Below are 14,609 nucleotides of genomic sequence, written 5' to 3'. Positions count from 1 at the left end.
GTCATGTCCTTGTCAGGCCGGTTGCGTGCTGTCTTCGATCCAGCCGTTGACCAGCGGGGCTGGCCAGGGCGCGGGGCGGTGCCACTGCGCCGGGTCCGGCCAGGTGCGTACCTCAATCGCCAACGCCTGGAAAAACACCAGGGTTGGCGGTGCCAGTGCCTCGCCCACCAGCAACGGCGCACGGGTGCGGGAAAAGCCGAGGACGTCGCGCAACGGCCGGCGGATCAGCCAGTACCCCAGGTGCCGATGCAGCGCACCGGGCTGCGTGACCAGTGCCCAATCCACCAGACGCCGGCGCCAGCTGCCTGGCTCCGGCAAGCGGGCCAGGACCTGGGCATGCAGGCGCTCGTAGGTTTCCCGGGTGCCGGCCACCAGCGTCGGGCCCAGCTCACGACGGTCCTGGTCGCGAGTCGCCAGGTTCTCCGGAAAATTCAGGCGAAAGCCGGCAATCAACCAAGGCGCCAGCAAATAACGCGCTTGACCACCCGCGGCAAACGCTCGCGCCGCCAGGGCTTCCTCCTGCCGCCCCAGCTGCTCGCTGTGCACCAGGCGCCGGCCTTCCTGCAGCAACTCGGCGTGGCTGATGCGCTGCTGCTCGACGCGCTGCCCCACGCCCAAACGGTAGAAGGCAAAGGCTGTGCGCTCGGCTCGGGCCTGGGGTTCCAGTCGGTGATCGCTGCCCTGCTGCAGCAGTTGTGCGAACGCCAGGGTGTCACCGGCTGGACTCACCTCAGCCAGGCCGCGGCCGTCGGCGTAAATCAGCAGTCTGGGCGCCAGTCCGGCGGCGCGCAGGCGCTGAATCTCCTCATGGCCTTCGGCGAACACCCATTCACTGTGCAGCTCGCGCAACAGCGGCACCTGCGCGGCCGCAGCCTCCAGCGGATCCAACAGCGCGGCCACGCCGCCCAACCACTGTGCCGCCAGGGCAGCAATCAACGCCTCCGGCCGCGGGCGGCTGACAATCACCAAGCTCGCGCCAGGCACAAAACCACGCACCTGCAAGGCCGTTGCTAGGTGTTCAACCTCAGCGGCCAGTTGCCGCCAAGTGCGCACCTGCCACACCCCCAGGCGCTTATGGCGCAGGGCGATGCCCGTCCCTTGCTGACGTGCCTGCTGTTGCAGCCACTGCGGCAAGGTGCCGGGTTGCGGGTTATCGGTGAATGTCGGCATGACCTTTCCCATCCTTTAGGCGAGTGCCGCAGCCTTGGCCGCGACCGCCTCGCGCTCCAGCTCACGCACCAGCGGCAACACCTTGCGGCCGAAGTATTCCACTTCTTCGTGAAAGTGCAGGAAGCCACTGAGCACCAGGTCCACGCCCACAGCCTTGAGGGCGACGATGCGCTCGGCAATCTGCTGCGGCGTACCGATCAGGTTGGTCTTGAAGCCATCGTTGTACTGCACCAGGTCTTCGAAGGTGGACTTGGCCCAGTTGCCTTCGCCTTCAGGGCTTGCGGCGCCGGCGTTCTTCACCTCACTGCCGAAACCGTTGACGGCCTCCGGGTCGGCCTTGGCAATAATCTCCTGCAATACCGCGCGGGCTTCAGCCTCGGTTTCCCGGGCGATGACAAAGGCGTTCACCCCGACTTTCACCGAGTGGCCATTGATCGCGGCCTTGGCCCGAATCTCGTCGACCTGGGCCTTGATGCCTTCGACGCTGTTGCCATTGGTGAAGTACCAATCGGAAACCCGCGAGGCCATGTCCCGCGCCGCGCGCGAGCTGCCACCCTGGAAGATTTCCGGGTGCGGTTGCTGCAGTGGCTTGGGTTTGAGGGTGTAGTCATGGAAGCGGTAGAAATCGCCATGAAAACTGAAATTGTCCTGGGTCCAGATGCCCTTGAGCGCCTGGATGAATTCTTCCGAACGACGATAGCGCTCATCGTGGTCCAGCCACGGCTCGCCAATGGCCCGGAACTCGCCCTTGAACCAGCCCGAGACGATATTCACCGCGACCCGACCGTTGGTGAACTGGTCGATGGTGGCCAGCTGTTTGGCCGCCAGCACCGGACTCCAGGGCCCAGGCAGGATGGCGGCGATCACCTTGAGCTTCTCGGTGGCGGCCAACAGTGCGTGGCTGATAGTCACCGATTCGTGCTGGTTTTCGGCGCCATAACCGGCGGTGAAGCGGATCTGTGACAAGGCGTATTCGAAGCCGGCCTTTTCGGCGATTTGCGCCAGCTTGCGGTTGTAATCGATGTCCCAGCTGGTGCGCTGTTCGATCTTGCTGATCACAAGGCCGCCGCTGACGTTAGGCACCCAGTAGGCAAACTTGATGTTGTCCTGGCTCATTTGCGTGTACTCCATTGATTCGTTGAAGTGAGGATTGACCGGGGACGTCAGGCTGCGCTGGCGTCCGGTTGAACAGTCGGATTGAGGCTCAGGACCGCCGACTCGACAGCACGCTCGATGCGTTCGAGCAACTGCGGGCTGGTGATCTGGTAATCGGTGAAATCGGCTTCGGCGGCATACACACCGATGGGCAAGCTCAGGGCCTGAAAAAAGCCGAACAGCGGGCGCAACTGGTGATCGATGATCAGCGCGTGGCGGTCCGAGCCACCGGTGGCGGCCAGTAATACCGGCACGTTGTTCAACGCCTGGTGATGGACGAAGTCGAACAGGTGCTTGAACAGTCCGGTGTAGGAGGCGCGGTACACCGGGCTGGCCGCAATCAGCAGGTCGGCCGTTTCAATGGCCTGCAGATCGGCCTCGACCGCAGCGGGCAAGTCTTCACGGCGCAGCACCCCGGCGAACTGCGGACCAACCTCGGACAACTCGATCAGGTGCAGCTCGATCGGCAGCTGTTGCGCAAGGCCGGCGACCAGCGCCTTGAGCAGCACCAGGGTGCGCGTAGGCCGCTGCACGCTCCCGGATACCGCGACCACTTTTAGTGTGTTGCTCATTGCCCATCCTCGTGCCGGCAGAGGCCACCGCGGCACCTGCACAAGGACTAGAGCAGCAACCGTGCCACTTCAAGAAGTCGATATTAATCAAAGAGTTATTAACTTTTTGCGAACTCGCGTAGTGTCGCCTGACAGACAGGCTGTTGATCAACTGTTGCGCGCACAACAGTTGCCTGCGGGTCCACGCAACGCAGCGCGCCGCGGCCGCTGTTGCCGGGCGGTCAGTGCTTCAGCAAGTTGCCCGGCAGGCGACAGGCGCGAGCTTCGTCAACACCCCCGCGCGCCCGGTAAAACGGCTTTTGCAGCGCCAGGCACGACCTGTGCACTGACAGCAGTACGCAACAGATCGACTGCTCTGTTGCTTCTCTTGCCGTCCATAAGGAGCTGCACCATGACTGTCCAGCAACAGCACCTGCCACACCCCCTCTCCAGCGGTACCGACTACCAGGCCCTGGCCGAGCGCTTCCGGCCGATCTTTGCCCGCATCGCCGCCGGCGCACTGGAGCGCGAGCAAAGCCGCAGCCTGCCCTTTGAACAAGTGAAGTGGCTGAAGGAAGCCGGCTTTGGCGCCGTGCGCGTGCCAGTGCAGTACGGTGGCGCCGGCGCTTCCCTGCCCCAGTTGTTTGAGTTGCTGATCGAACTGGCCGCCGCCGATTCCAACCTGCCGCAGGCGTTGCGGGGTCACTTTGCCTTTGTCGAAGACCGCCTCAATGCGCAGGCCGACGCGCCGCAGGACACCTGGTTCAAGCGTTTTGTCGAGGGTGACCTGGTGGGCAACGCCTGGACCGAAGTCGGCAGCGTGAAGATCGGCCAGGTTGGCACCCGTGTCTCGCGCCTGGGTGAACACTGGGTGGTCAACGGCACCAAGTACTACAGTACCGGCAGCATCTTCGCCGACTGGATCGACCTCTATGCCCAGCGCGATGACACCGGCGCCGACGTGATTGCCGCCGTTCGCGTGCAGCAACCGGGCATCACGCAGAGCGACGACTGGGATGGCTTTGGCCAGCGCACCACCGGCAGCGGCACCTCGGTGTTCGAGAACGCGGTGGTGGAGCCCGAGAACCTGCTGGACTTCGCCACCCGCTTCAAGTACCAGACGGCCTTCTATCAACTGGTGCTGTTGGCGGTTCAGACCGGTGCCGGCCGTGCCGCGGTAAACGACATCACCGAAGAAGTGCGCACGCGCACGCGCATCTTCAGCACCGGCAATGCCAGCCACGTCAGCCAGGACATCCAGGTGCAGCAAGTGGTGGGCAAGGCGTCGGCGCAGGTCTACGCCGCACACGCCACCACCCTGCGCGCGGCGACCGCCTTGCAGGTGGCGTACGAAAGCCGCTTCGCCCATGACGAAGTCGCCGAACGCGAGGCCAACATCGCCGCCGAACTGGAATCGGCCCAGGCCCAAGTGGTGATCGCCGACCTGGTACTGCGCGCCACCAGTGACCTGTTCAACGCCCTCAGCGCCTCGGCCACCAGCACCGGCAAGGCCCTCGATCGGCACTGGCGCAACGCGCGCACCGCGGCTTCACACAACCCGCTGATCTACAAGGAACGCATCATCGGCGACTGGGAAATCAACGGCACCGAACCGCCCTACGTCTGGCAGATCGGCCAGTCGCACTTGCCAAAAAATACTGGAACGAAATAAGGACCCGAAGGTCCTTATTTCAGTAATTTACAGAGCTCACTGGAGCTCTGTATCTATATTGGGTTCAATGGGTGTGCGTTTTCAGTTGCTCACTACAAAACCACATCGCACGTTACAAATGGCTTGAGTCCACCAATAAACGTTTTGCCGTGCTCAAACCAAACCTTCCTTTTTTCGGCCGCCATGTAAAGTTCATAGTCGGCCTGATCGCGAAACCAGCATTCCCCAATCGCATGCACAGGTGGCACCTCAAGATAGGGCACGTGGGTGTCGCTTGGGTTGTCTGACACAAGCCTGACCTCATATTTGTGCAGGCCAGGAATACCCTCACTCATTTCGAAGTGACGCCTACATTCTTGTTTAAAGACCGCATCGCTCATGGTTTGAGGTTTAACCAGCAGATAGACGATTCTAATCATTTGAACTTCCTTCAAGTGCGTTGGCCGGACAACGGTTGCGGGGACGGACCGGCTCCATTCTCAACCAAGTCAAGTTCATCAAGCCGGACCCCCTTGGTTTCGGGTAGCAGCAGCAGGGCAAATACAGCGATGGCGTAAGCGACAAGGCAAAACGCGCCAACAGACTGGGACAGACCGAATTTAGCTGCCAGTAGCCCAACCCCCGTGACAGCCATTGCCCCCACCGATTTGCCGACGTTGTACGAGAATCCCATGCACGTGGTGCGAACCTGGGTCGGAAATAACTCGCTCAGGAAGGGGCCCAGCGCCGCAAACATACCGATCGCCAATGCGCCGACCAAAAAGCCCATGACGTGCGCTACGAATGGGTTGAGCGGTACGAACATATAGGCAACGGTGACAATCCAGGAGGCCAGCGACAGGATCATCAGCGTCGGGCGTCGGCCCAGGCGGTCTGACATGTAGGCGGTGGTGGCGAACCCGCAAAGACTGCCTAGCGCCATGATCAGAATCGTCACGATCAGCGACCCGGATACAACACCGCGCTCGGCCATCATCGAAGGCGTCCAGACCAAAATCACGTAGCAGCCTGCCTGCAACCCGATGACTAACAAGCTGGCAAGCATGCTGACCTTGATGTACTTGGCGGAAAACACGGTTCCGATAGACGCTTTATCAGTGTCCAGCTTTTGCGATTGCTTGAACGTATCCGAATCCTTGACGTTACGCCGAATGAAAATCACCACCAGCGCTGGAAGCACACCGACCCAGAAAGCCACACGCCAGGCGTACTCAGCGGGGAAATACGCCAGGATCCCGGTGACGACCAGCACGGCGCCGGCCCATCCCAAGGCAAAACCGGACTGCACGAAACCTAACGCCCTGCCACGATTTTTCGGGTTGATGACCTCGGCCATGAGCGCTACACCGATAGCCCATTCGCCGCCGAATCCCAAGCCCTGGAGAGTTCGTGCGACCAGCAGTTGCTCAAAGTTTTGAGCAAACCCTGCGACGACCCCAAAGAAGGTAAACCAGCAAACCGTAAAAATCAGGATGCGCACCCGCCCGAAGCGGTCGCTCAGGATGCCGGCGATCCATCCGCCCAAGGCCGCCGAGAGCAAGGCAGATGTCCCGACAATGCCCGCCTCGCCTTTGGTCAGCCCCCAGATCCCTATCAGCGTGGGCAGCAGAAAGCTGAACATCTGCATGTCATAGGAGTCCAGGGCCCAACCGGCATAGCAGGCCCAAAAGGTTTTCTTCTCACGCGGGGTGCCGCTTTTATACCAGGAGAACATGGGCCGATCCTTATTGTTATGGGGGGTGCCTCTATGGGGCGGAGCATGAACCAGTCTTGCTGATGTGCCCATTTGCGTTATTGAAAGCCCGCCTTTTGCTTTTGCTAAGAAGCGCGGACTGCAGCTCCAGCTGTACGCTGACCCGTCGAATCGCTAAACGCCTGGGCAAGCATCAGTTCGACCATGGAGTGGACCAGATCCAGGCGGGCGCTCACCGTGAGCTTCAACGCTGGCAGCCAGGCGCAGGCTTGATTGAGTAGCGTGACGATGCTTTTAGTGCACGACTGGCTGCACGCTGAAGGGCCAACAGCTGCGGCGATGATCTGTTCATACCGAGCACGATGGGCATCGGCCTGGCTTAGCCAAGGCTCGGTTAAATGGTGCCACTCACGTTCCAGCAGCTGAAAATGGCACGGCATACGGTCCTGCAGGCTCAAGTGCATTTCGATGATCTTGCGAAGCCGCTTGGGGGCCTCGGCATTGCGCTGTATCTGCTTGGCCTTGGCCTGTAATAGCACCAGCAGCTCTTCAAACAACTCGTAGAGCAACGCTTCCTTGCTCTCGATGTGGTTGTAGATCGAACCGCAGTTGATCCCCAGGGCCGAGGCCAGCTCGCGCATCCCGACATTGGTGTAGCCCTTGCTGGCAAACAGCGAAAGCGCTTGTTGGCGTGTATCCAGAAATTTGTTTATAGCCGCCTGCTCCCACGAAGTCTGGCAACAGCATGATCGGCAGTGCCATTGGCCGCCATTTCAAAAAATGGAAGGCGGCGTTGCGCACTGCCTGCCCTGCCTTAGGCAAAGCTTCACACTGACTTACGCAAAAGCAAATTCCCCACCTCTGCTCTGCCCTTCATCCTGATTGCAACCGCAGCCAATAGGGGAAGCACAGCATGCAAGATTTCGAACCGGGTAACTGGGTGGGCCGAACACAGGTGCGCAATGACCACTTCAGCATCCCTTTGGTACGGCGCATCGCGGCGATGTTCAATACCCCAGCGCCCACTGAGGGCCAGGAATTACCCTGGCTGTGGCACTGGTGCTTTTTTGATGACTGCGCAGAACACAGCGAGCTCGGTCCGGACGGGCACCCTGCGCTGGGTGAATTCATGCCGCCCGCGCATGGGCGTAACCGCATGTGGGCAGGTAGCCGGGTCAATTTTATCCATCCGCTACGCGTCGATGCACCCGCCCGCCGTCACACCACGATCAAGCATATCGAGGAAAAAAAGGGTCGCACCGGATCGCTCTTGTTCGTCACGCTCGCCCATGACCTGTGGCAAGACCAGCAGCTGTGTGTGAGCGAAGAGCAGGACATTGTCTATCGTGAACCGAACCCACCCAAGCTCAGCGCCGGAGAGTCGCTTCCCGAAACGCAGTGGAGCGAAAACATCAACCCCGACCCGCTGCTGCTGTTCCGGTACTCAGCCGTCACCTTCAATGCCCACCGCATCCATTTCGATTGGCCTTATGTCACCCGGACCGAGGGTTATCCCGGCCTGGTCGTCCAGGGTCCGCTGACCGCAACCCTGAATCTGGCCGCTTTCGTGCGGGCAAACCCATTGGCACGCGTCCGGCAGTTTTCCTTTCGCGGCGTCCGCCCGCTGATAGCGCCCGCCCATTTCAAGGTCGGTGGACACCACACCGAACACGGTTTCGCCGAGCTGTGGGCAGGCGATGAGAGCGGTATCAGCCAGCGCGCAAGCGTCGAATTCGACTGAGTTTTGCATCACTCCATAGGACTTAAGATGAACCCCAACAAAAACGAAGACCTCAACTCCATCCGCGAAGGCGTACGCGCCCTGTGCGCCGAATTCGATGCTGCCTACTGGCGCAAGGTCGATGAACAGAAGGGCTTCCCCGAAGCCTTCGTCAAGGCCTTGACCGACGCCGGCTGGCTGTCGGCGATGATTCCCACCGAGTACGGCGGCTCCGGCCTGGGTCTGGCCGAAGCCTCGGTGATTCTCGAAGAAGTGAACCGCTGTGGTGGCAACTCCGGCACGGTGCATGGCCAGATGTACAACATGTTCACCCTGTTGCGCCACGGCAGCGAAGCGCAAAAGCGCTATTACCTGCCCAAGCTCGCCGCCGGGGAATTGCGTCTGCAATCGATGGCCGTGACCGAGCCGACCACCGGCACCGACACCACCAAGATCAAGACCACCGCGATCAAGCGTGGCGATAAATATGTGATCAACGGCCAGAAGGTCTGGATCTCTCGAGTGCAGCACTCGGACCTGATGATCCTGTTGGCACGCACCACACCGCTGGCCGAGGTAAAGAAAAAATCCGAGGGCATGTCGATCTTCCTGGTCGACCTGCGCGAGGCCATCGGCAACGGCTTGACCGTGCAGCCCATCGCCAACATGGTCAACCATGAAACCAACGAGCTGTTCTTCGACAACCTGGAGCTGCCGCTGGACAGTCTGATCGGCGAAGAGGGCAAGGGCTTTCGCTACATCCTCGATGGGTTGAACGCCGAGCGTACGTTGATTGCCGCCGAATGCATCGGCGACGGTCGCTGGTTCATCGAAAAGGCCAGCGCCTACGCCCGTGACCGGGTGGTGTTCGGCCGACCGATTGGCCAGAACCAGGGGGTGCAGTTCCCGATTGCCGAAGCCCATATCGAGATCGAAGCCGCTGACTTGATGCGCTGGCGCGCCTGTGAGGAATACGACAGCGGCGAGAACGCCGGGGCCAGCGCCAACATGGCTAAATACCTGGCGGCCAAGGCTTCCTGGGAAGCGGCCAATGCCTGCCTGCAAACCCACGGCGGTTTCGGCTTCGCCTGCGAATACGACGTCGAGCGCAAGTTCCGCGAGACCCGTCTGTATCAGGTCGCGCCGATCTCCACCAACCTGATTCTGTCCTACGTCGCCGAGCACCTGCTCGAACTGCCACGCAGCTTCTAAGGAGGGGTCATGACTGACAAACTTATGCGCTCGGCGCTGTTTGTGCCCGGCAACCGGCCCGAACGGTTCGCCAAAGCACTGACCAGTGGCGCCGACGCGGTCATTGTCGATTTCGAGGATGCTGTCCAGGAATCAGACAAAGCCTTGGCGCGTGAAAACCTCGGACGGTTTTTTCTTGTAGAGCCAACCGCCCGCGTTTGGGTACGAATCAATATGGCGAGCCATGCTCAGCACGAAGCCGATCTGGCGTTCTGTGCAGGCCAATCCGGCGTGTGCGGCGTTATGCTGCCGAAGGCTGAAAGCGCTGAACAGGTCGCCCGGGCTGCCACCACTGGCCAGCCAGTGTTGCCTATTATCGAAAGCGCATTGGGGTTGCAGGCGCTGGCCGAGATTTCTCGGGTTTCGGGTGTAGACCGGCTGACCTATGGCGGTCTGGACATGAGTCTGGACCTGGGGCTGATTGCCGGAACCGCTGGCGCTGAATGCATGCTCGATCAGGTTCGGTTCGCCCTGCTGCAACACAGCCGTCTCGCTGGCTTGGCCCCACCCCTGGAGACCGTCTATGCTCGCATCGACGACCCCGTCGGTCTTGAGCACTTTGCCTTGAGCGCACAAACCAAGGGATTTGCCGGCATGCTGTGTATTCATCCGCGCCAGGTCGAGGTCGTGCATCTGGCATTGGCACCCACCCCCACTCAGGTGGATTGGGCCAGTCGCGTGCTGGCGGGCGCAGATCAAGCAGGCGCCTTTCAACTCGACGGGCAAATGATCGACGCCCCAGTGATTCAACGTGCACGTAATATCCTGGTATCAGTCCGTAACGCCTGACGCCAAGCGATACCGTTGACGGACCACCGGGAATCCCGGTGGTCCGTTTTGCGTGGTTCTACCGTAAAAGAATGGGGGGCGCCTGGATAGGCGCCCCCCATGTCTGACACTTTTTGAACCGCCAATACAGGGGCGTGCAAAGTGCTCCTGCTGGCGTTTTCCTGTTACGCCTTCTGCGGATCGTAGATTTTGTCGCGAATGAAGAGCGCAGGTATCAAGGCGGTCACCAGATACGCCACCCCCATTACCAGCATGCCCACGGCAATAGACACCTGAGCTGCCAGCAACCCGATAATCGCGGGGGCGAACGCCGCACCTATCCGGCCGAAGTTGTAGGCACCGCCGACTGCCGAGCCACGCACGCGGGTCTCGAAACTTTCGGTCATGTACGTTGCGACAACGCCCACCGGAATTCCGTAGATAAACCCGAAGAACACCAGCATGTAGAGAATATTATCGGGAGCGTTGAGGTAAACGATCATCGGGATCAGCACAGCGGTGCCCAAACAGCCAAACACGAAAGTTTTGCGTCGACCCAGCCAGTCAGCAACGAATCCAGCGCAAATTTTGCCGAAGATCATTGCCCCGTAAGTGCCGACCATATAGCCCGTCATGGCTTTGAAGTCCATATGAAGCTCGCGCTCCAGATAGGACGGTAACCAGTTGTTAACCCCGTAGTAGCCAAACTGCAGGAACCCAGCCGTCACCGTCCACAATATGAACATCCGCCGGGCACCTTTGTCGGCGATCAAGGTTTTGAGCGAGCCGGGCTTTTGCTGGGTGACAGAAACACCGCCGGCCTTTTTGATTCGCCGGCGCTCAGCCTGAGCAGCAAGCCAGGCAGGCGGCTCGGGCACCAGCGGCTTAACGAACAGGGCAAGGACAACAGGCGCGATAGCCACGTAAAACATCCAGCGCCAGCCGTGCTCCGGGATTATAGCCCCGGCCATGATGGTCGCGACGACGTAGCCCACGGTCCAGCCAGCCTGAAGCGTCCCCAACACGGTAGTGCGGTATTTGGTAGAAACGTATTCAGACATCAGCGTATTGCAGGCCACGAACAGTGAGCCCAGGCCCAGTGAGGCGATGAAGCGCACGACCGCAAACTGCCAATAACTGTTGGTAAAGCCGAGGGCCGCAGTGCCTATGGAGAACAAAATCGTGGTCCAGAAAACCACCTTGACCCGGCCGAACCGGTCGCAGGCCCAACCACCGTAGATGCCGCCGACAGCCATACCGGCCAAGGTAATACTGCCCAGACTGCCAGCCTGAAAGCTGCTGAGACCGAACTCTTCGCGCAAGCTGCTGAGGCTGTACGACAGCAACATCAAGTCCGCGCCGTCGGCCAGTAGTCCGAGAAAACAAAAAATGAACACGATCACTTTCGTGCGTGTAGGGATTGCCTGGGTTTGTGCCTGGGTTGAATCAGCGAGCATTTCCATTATTTTTCTTCTCTGAATTGATCTCTGTAGTGGAGTGCCCAGCGGCGCAAGCTACTGGATCAAGACATCACTGAGTCGCCTGCGAATAATTGTCTCTGCCTGTTCGACGATACGTTCGATCAATGCCCGACAGGTGGGTACGTCGTCGATCAGTCCTTGCACCAGGCCGGCAGACCAGACGCCAAGGTCAGGGTCACCTTTTTCATACACAAGGCGCCCCCGCTGTCCCGCGACCAGATGGGCGAACTCCTCGAATTTCGCCCCGCGTGCTTCCAACTCGCGCACTTGCTGGCTAATGGCGTTGCGCGCGACCCGGGCGGTATTGTTCAAGCTGCGAAAAATCAGGTCGGTACCGCGTTCATCGTTTTGCACGATGGTGCGCTTGACCTGTTCATGCACCGGGCTCTCCACGGTGCACAGAAATCGCGTCCCCATGCTGATTGCATCTGCGCCCAGCGCCAGCGCTGCGATCAACCCTCCTCCGTCGGCAAAACCGCCTGAAGCAATCAACGGGATATTCAACTGGCGGGCAACGGCGGGAATCAACACCAATCCCGGCACATCGTCTTCACCGGGATGCCCGGCGCACTCGAAGCCGTCGATGGATACCGCGTCCACCCCTAGAGCCGCCGCCTTGAGCGCATGGCGAACCGAGGTACATTTATGGATGACCTTGATGCCGTGGCGCTTGAACTCAGCAATGTGCAGCTGCGGGTTGCTGCCTGCGGTTTCGACGATGCCGATCCCGCTTTCGACGATGGCCGCCCGGTACTCGTCATACGGCACTGGCTTGAGTGTCGGTAATATCGTCAAGTTGACCGCGAATGGCAGGTCAGTGAGTTCCCGACAACGACGAATTTCATCAGCCAACGCCTGCGCGGACGGCTGCGTCAACGCTGACAATGTCCCCAACCCTCCGGCATTCGCAACTGCGGCGACCAGCTCGGCCCGGCCTGCCCATTGCATGCCACCTTGCATGACAGGGTGTTTGATACCAAACACCTCGGTGAAGCGCGTCTGTAAACCACTCATAGGCCACCCCTCTTAAAAACAGGCATGCTCACACTGGGTCCCAGGAAAAAACATCGGCACTGGCTTCCAACGGCAGGAATCCCGCACGCAGGGCCGGCATCCCGTGTTCGGCAATGAGCTGAGGCGTCCAGCCTTCACTGCGCTGGACACTGCGCAATGGACGACTCTGGCTCATCAGGATCAATTCGTTATTGCGAGCTGCGAACACCTGCCCGGAGACCTCTTGCGCCTGATCGGATGCCAGGAACACCGCCAGTGGTGCATTTTTGTCGGGGGTCATTTGCTGCAAGCGTTCGACACGGGCCTTTTGCTCCGGCGTGTCGTCCGGAATTGAATCGGTCATGCGGCCCCAGGCGAACGGTGCAATGCAGTTGGAGCGCACCCCAAAACGACGCATATCCATGGCGATTGTCTTGGACAGCCCGACGATGCCCAGCTTGGCCGCAGAATAGTTGGCCTGACCCACATTACCGATTAGCCCCGAGGTGCTGGTCATGTGCACGAACGCCCCGCTCCCCTGCTGGCGAAAATGCTCGGAGGCAGCACGGCTGACAAAGAAGCTGCCGTTGAGGTGCACATTGATCACCGCCAGCCAATCCTCCGGGCTCATCTTGTGAAAAATCGCATCACGCAAGATACCGGCGTTGTTCACCACGATATCCACCTGACCAAATGAATCCACTGCGCACTCGACGATGCGCTTGGCGGTGTCCCACTCGGAAACGCTGTCGGTGTTTATCACCGCCTCGCCTCCACGCTCCTGGATCATTGCCTGGGTCTGCATGGCCGGGCTTGGCGAACCGCCTTCACCGTGGAGCGATACTCCAACGTCGTTGATCACCACCCGAGCGCCTGCGGCGGCCATGGCCAGCGCGATGGCCTGGCCGATTCCACCGCCAGCGCCGGTGACGATCGCGACTTTGCCTTCAATCGATTGTTGTACTGTCATCTGGGCATTCCTTCGATAGAACGATGATTTCACGCCGACAGGCCTAGGACCTGTTTGGCCAGAATGTTGCGTTGGATCTCGTTGCTGCCGCCGTAGATGGTTGTGGGCAGCGACTGGATAAACAGCCCGGCCGGATAAAGCGCGCGGTCCTCGGGTAAAGGATCAAGAAGCGCCGATTGCTCGCCCGCGATTTCCAGCGCCACTTCGTTGATGCGTTGATACAGCTCGGACTGAAAAATCTTCAGCATCGAGACTTCCGCACCCAAAGGTTCACCGCGCCGCAAGGCATCGGCGAACGATTCAAAGAGGGCGCAATGGCTGTCCAGATCCAGGTGCAGGTCGGCATAGCGCTGGCGAAACACCGGATCGGTCCAGACGCCGGTCAGCTGCGCCAGACGACGCAAGCGCTCCAGGGCATGAGTGGACTGTTTGGGCGAACCGAGGAAAATCCGTTCGAAACCCAGCAGGGCCTTGGCCATGCTCCAGCCTTGATTGATCTCGCCGACCAAATTGACCTTGGGCACTTTGACGTCGTCAAAGAACACCTCGCAGAACTCGGTATGCAGGTCCAGGTTGAGGATCGGTCGCACCTGGACGCCTGGACTGTCCATGGGCATCAACAGGAAGCTGATGCCTGCCTGAGCCTTGGCACCGCGATCAGTGCGTACCAGAACAAATATCCAGTTGGCTTCACTGCCCATCGTGGTCCAGGTTTTCTGACCGTTCACACGCCAGTGGTCACCGGCGTCAATCGCCTCGGTGCGCAGGCTGGAGAGATCAGAACCGGCATCAGGCTCGCTGTAGCCTTGGCACCAGATATGGTCACCGCTGAGAATCTTTGGCAGATAAAAAGCTTTTTGCTCCTCGGTACCAAAATGAATCAGCAACGGGCCAAGCATCGTCAAGCCGGTGTCGGGCAAGCGGGCACAACCGTGTTGTTCCATTTCCTCCATCATGATCAACTGCTTGCCAGCGCTCAGCCCCATGCCACCCAACTCTCGGGGCCATCCCGGCGCAAGCCATCCCTGGCGAGACAACAACTGATACCACTCGTGACTGCTGTCGGTGCCCAGACGCTTGCGTGGGTTGCGCAGTTGCTCCGGGTAGTGTCCACGTACCCAGTCACGTACATGCTGGCGAAAGGTCGAATCGTCCATCGTGGTGTAATCAAGTGTCGAGGTCATG

General features: G+C 60.1%; 14 protein-coding genes. 4 read left to right on the top strand and 10 right to left on the bottom strand.

Annotated features, from left to right (window positions below):
• Positions 1-12 precede the first annotated feature (12 nt).
• Genes F8N85_RS01150 through msuE form a run of 3 tightly spaced genes read right to left on the bottom strand, consistent with a single transcriptional unit; the run spans position 13 to position 2,897 of the window.
• Positions 13-1,170: an AMP-binding protein gene (locus F8N85_RS01150; protein WP_150801853.1), complete on the bottom strand. Its 1,158-nt coding sequence runs from the start codon at positions 1,168-1,170 to the stop codon at positions 13-15.
• 15 nt (positions 1,171-1,185) lie between these two features.
• Positions 1,186-2,286, bottom strand: coding sequence for a dimethylsulfone monooxygenase SfnG (sfnG, locus tag F8N85_RS01145; RefSeq protein WP_150801852.1), 1,101 nt, complete (start codon positions 2,284-2,286; stop codon positions 1,186-1,188).
• Positions 2,287-2,333: 47 nt separating this feature from the next.
• Entirely contained in the window at positions 2,334-2,897 is a 564-nt protein-coding gene (gene msuE / locus F8N85_RS01140; protein WP_150801851.1) for an FMN reductase, read from the bottom strand.
• 391 nt (positions 2,898-3,288) lie between these two features.
• Here msuE and F8N85_RS01135 point away from each other — a divergent pair, with 391 nt between their 5' ends.
• Positions 3,289-4,548 carry an acyl-CoA dehydrogenase family protein gene (locus tag F8N85_RS01135; protein ID WP_150801850.1) on the top strand — a complete coding sequence of 420 codons (1,260 nt, stop codon included), beginning with the start codon at positions 3,289-3,291 and terminating at the stop codon, positions 4,546-4,548.
• Positions 4,549-4,640: 92 nt separating this feature from the next.
• Here the strand turns inward: F8N85_RS01135 and F8N85_RS01130 are convergent, their stop codons facing one another.
• From F8N85_RS01130 to F8N85_RS01120, 3 genes are all read right to left on the bottom strand, one after another.
• Positions 4,641-4,967 carry a 4-methylmuconolactone methylisomerase gene (locus F8N85_RS01130; protein WP_150801849.1) on the bottom strand — a complete coding sequence of 109 codons (327 nt, stop codon included), beginning with the start codon at positions 4,965-4,967 and terminating at the stop codon, positions 4,641-4,643.
• An 11-nt stretch (positions 4,968-4,978) separates the two neighbouring features.
• Positions 4,979-6,262: an MFS transporter gene (locus F8N85_RS01125; RefSeq protein ID WP_150801848.1), complete on the bottom strand. Its 1,284-nt coding sequence runs from the start codon at positions 6,260-6,262 to the stop codon at positions 4,979-4,981.
• A 104-nt stretch (positions 6,263-6,366) separates the two neighbouring features.
• Positions 6,367-6,915 (bottom strand): TetR/AcrR family transcriptional regulator, encoded by a 549-nt coding sequence (locus F8N85_RS01120; RefSeq protein ID WP_224795613.1) that lies wholly within the window; start codon positions 6,913-6,915, stop codon positions 6,367-6,369.
• Between the two features lie 239 nt (positions 6,916-7,154).
• Here F8N85_RS01120 and F8N85_RS01115 point away from each other — a divergent pair, with 239 nt between their 5' ends.
• The 3 genes from F8N85_RS01115 to F8N85_RS01105 are packed head-to-tail and all read left to right on the top strand — an operon-like array spanning position 7,155 to position 10,001.
• Positions 7,155-7,982, top strand: a complete 828-nt coding sequence (locus F8N85_RS01115) for a transposase (RefSeq protein ID WP_150801846.1) — start codon at positions 7,155-7,157, stop codon at positions 7,980-7,982.
• Between the two features lie 27 nt (positions 7,983-8,009).
• On the top strand, positions 8,010-9,173 hold the full coding sequence (locus F8N85_RS01110) for an acyl-CoA dehydrogenase family protein (protein ID WP_150801845.1): 1,164 nt from the start codon (positions 8,010-8,012) through the stop codon (positions 9,171-9,173).
• Between the two features lie 9 nt (positions 9,174-9,182).
• Positions 9,183-10,001: an HpcH/HpaI aldolase/citrate lyase family protein gene (locus tag F8N85_RS01105; RefSeq protein ID WP_150801844.1), complete on the top strand. Its 819-nt coding sequence runs from the start codon at positions 9,183-9,185 to the stop codon at positions 9,999-10,001.
• 164 nt (positions 10,002-10,165) lie between these two features.
• Here F8N85_RS01105 and F8N85_RS01100 read toward each other — a convergent pair whose 3' ends face one another.
• From F8N85_RS01100 to F8N85_RS01085, 4 genes are read right to left on the bottom strand one after another with little or no spacing between them, the layout of a single operon-like run.
• A complete protein-coding gene (locus F8N85_RS01100) occupies positions 10,166-11,437 on the bottom strand; it encodes an MFS transporter (protein ID WP_224795612.1) in 1,272 nt (423 codons plus the stop codon).
• Positions 11,438-11,494: 57 nt separating this feature from the next.
• Positions 11,495-12,475 carry an NAD(P)H-dependent flavin oxidoreductase gene (locus F8N85_RS01095; RefSeq protein WP_150801842.1) on the bottom strand — a complete coding sequence of 327 codons (981 nt, stop codon included), beginning with the start codon at positions 12,473-12,475 and terminating at the stop codon, positions 11,495-11,497.
• 28 nt (positions 12,476-12,503) lie between these two features.
• Complete coding sequence (locus F8N85_RS01090; protein WP_150801841.1) at positions 12,504-13,424, bottom strand: SDR family NAD(P)-dependent oxidoreductase; 921 nt, start codon at positions 13,422-13,424, stop codon at positions 12,504-12,506.
• 29 nt (positions 13,425-13,453) lie between these two features.
• On the bottom strand, positions 13,454-14,608 hold the full coding sequence (locus F8N85_RS01085) for an acyl-CoA dehydrogenase family protein (RefSeq protein ID WP_150801840.1): 1,155 nt from the start codon (positions 14,606-14,608) through the stop codon (positions 13,454-13,456).
• Between the last annotated feature and the right edge of the window lies 1 nt (position 14,609).

The organism is Pseudomonas fluorescens (assembly GCF_902497875.1).
Taxonomy (GTDB): domain Bacteria; phylum Pseudomonadota; class Gammaproteobacteria; order Pseudomonadales; family Pseudomonadaceae; genus Aquipseudomonas; species Aquipseudomonas fluorescens_BR.
Note: the sequence above shows the minus strand (reverse complement) of the source record. Positions and strands in the feature narration are given on the sequence as shown.

Excerpts from the sequence above, each read along its gene's own strand:
- F8N85_RS01100 (WP_224795612.1), bottom strand. The coding sequence starts at position 11,437 with ATGCTCGCTGATTCAACCCAGGCACAAACCCAGGCAATCCCTACACGC.
- F8N85_RS01135 (WP_150801850.1), top strand. The coding sequence starts at position 3,289 with ATGACTGTCCAGCAACAGCACCTGCCACACCCCCTCTCCAGCGGTACC.
- F8N85_RS01115 (WP_150801846.1), top strand. The coding sequence starts at position 7,155 with ATGCAAGATTTCGAACCGGGTAACTGGGTGGGCCGAACACAGGTGCGC.
- F8N85_RS01125 (WP_150801848.1), bottom strand. The coding sequence starts at position 6,262 with ATGTTCTCCTGGTATAAAAGCGGCACCCCGCGTGAGAAGAAAACCTTT.
- F8N85_RS01105 (WP_150801844.1), top strand. The coding sequence starts at position 9,183 with ATGACTGACAAACTTATGCGCTCGGCGCTGTTTGTGCCCGGCAACCGG.
- F8N85_RS01085 (WP_150801840.1), bottom strand. The coding sequence starts at position 14,608 with ATGACCTCGACACTTGATTACACCACGATGGACGATTCGACCTTTCGC.
- F8N85_RS01130 (WP_150801849.1), bottom strand. The coding sequence starts at position 4,967 with ATGATTAGAATCGTCTATCTGCTGGTTAAACCTCAAACCATGAGCGAT.
- F8N85_RS01095 (WP_150801842.1), bottom strand. The coding sequence starts at position 12,475 with ATGAGTGGTTTACAGACGCGCTTCACCGAGGTGTTTGGTATCAAACAC.
- F8N85_RS01090 (WP_150801841.1), bottom strand. The coding sequence starts at position 13,424 with ATGACAGTACAACAATCGATTGAAGGCAAAGTCGCGATCGTCACCGGC.
- msuE (WP_150801851.1), bottom strand. The coding sequence starts at position 2,897 with ATGAGCAACACACTAAAAGTGGTCGCGGTATCCGGGAGCGTGCAGCGG.
- F8N85_RS01110 (WP_150801845.1), top strand. The coding sequence starts at position 8,010 with ATGAACCCCAACAAAAACGAAGACCTCAACTCCATCCGCGAAGGCGTA.
- sfnG (WP_150801852.1), bottom strand. The coding sequence starts at position 2,286 with ATGAGCCAGGACAACATCAAGTTTGCCTACTGGGTGCCTAACGTCAGC.
- F8N85_RS01150 (WP_150801853.1), bottom strand. The coding sequence starts at position 1,170 with ATGCCGACATTCACCGATAACCCGCAACCCGGCACCTTGCCGCAGTGG.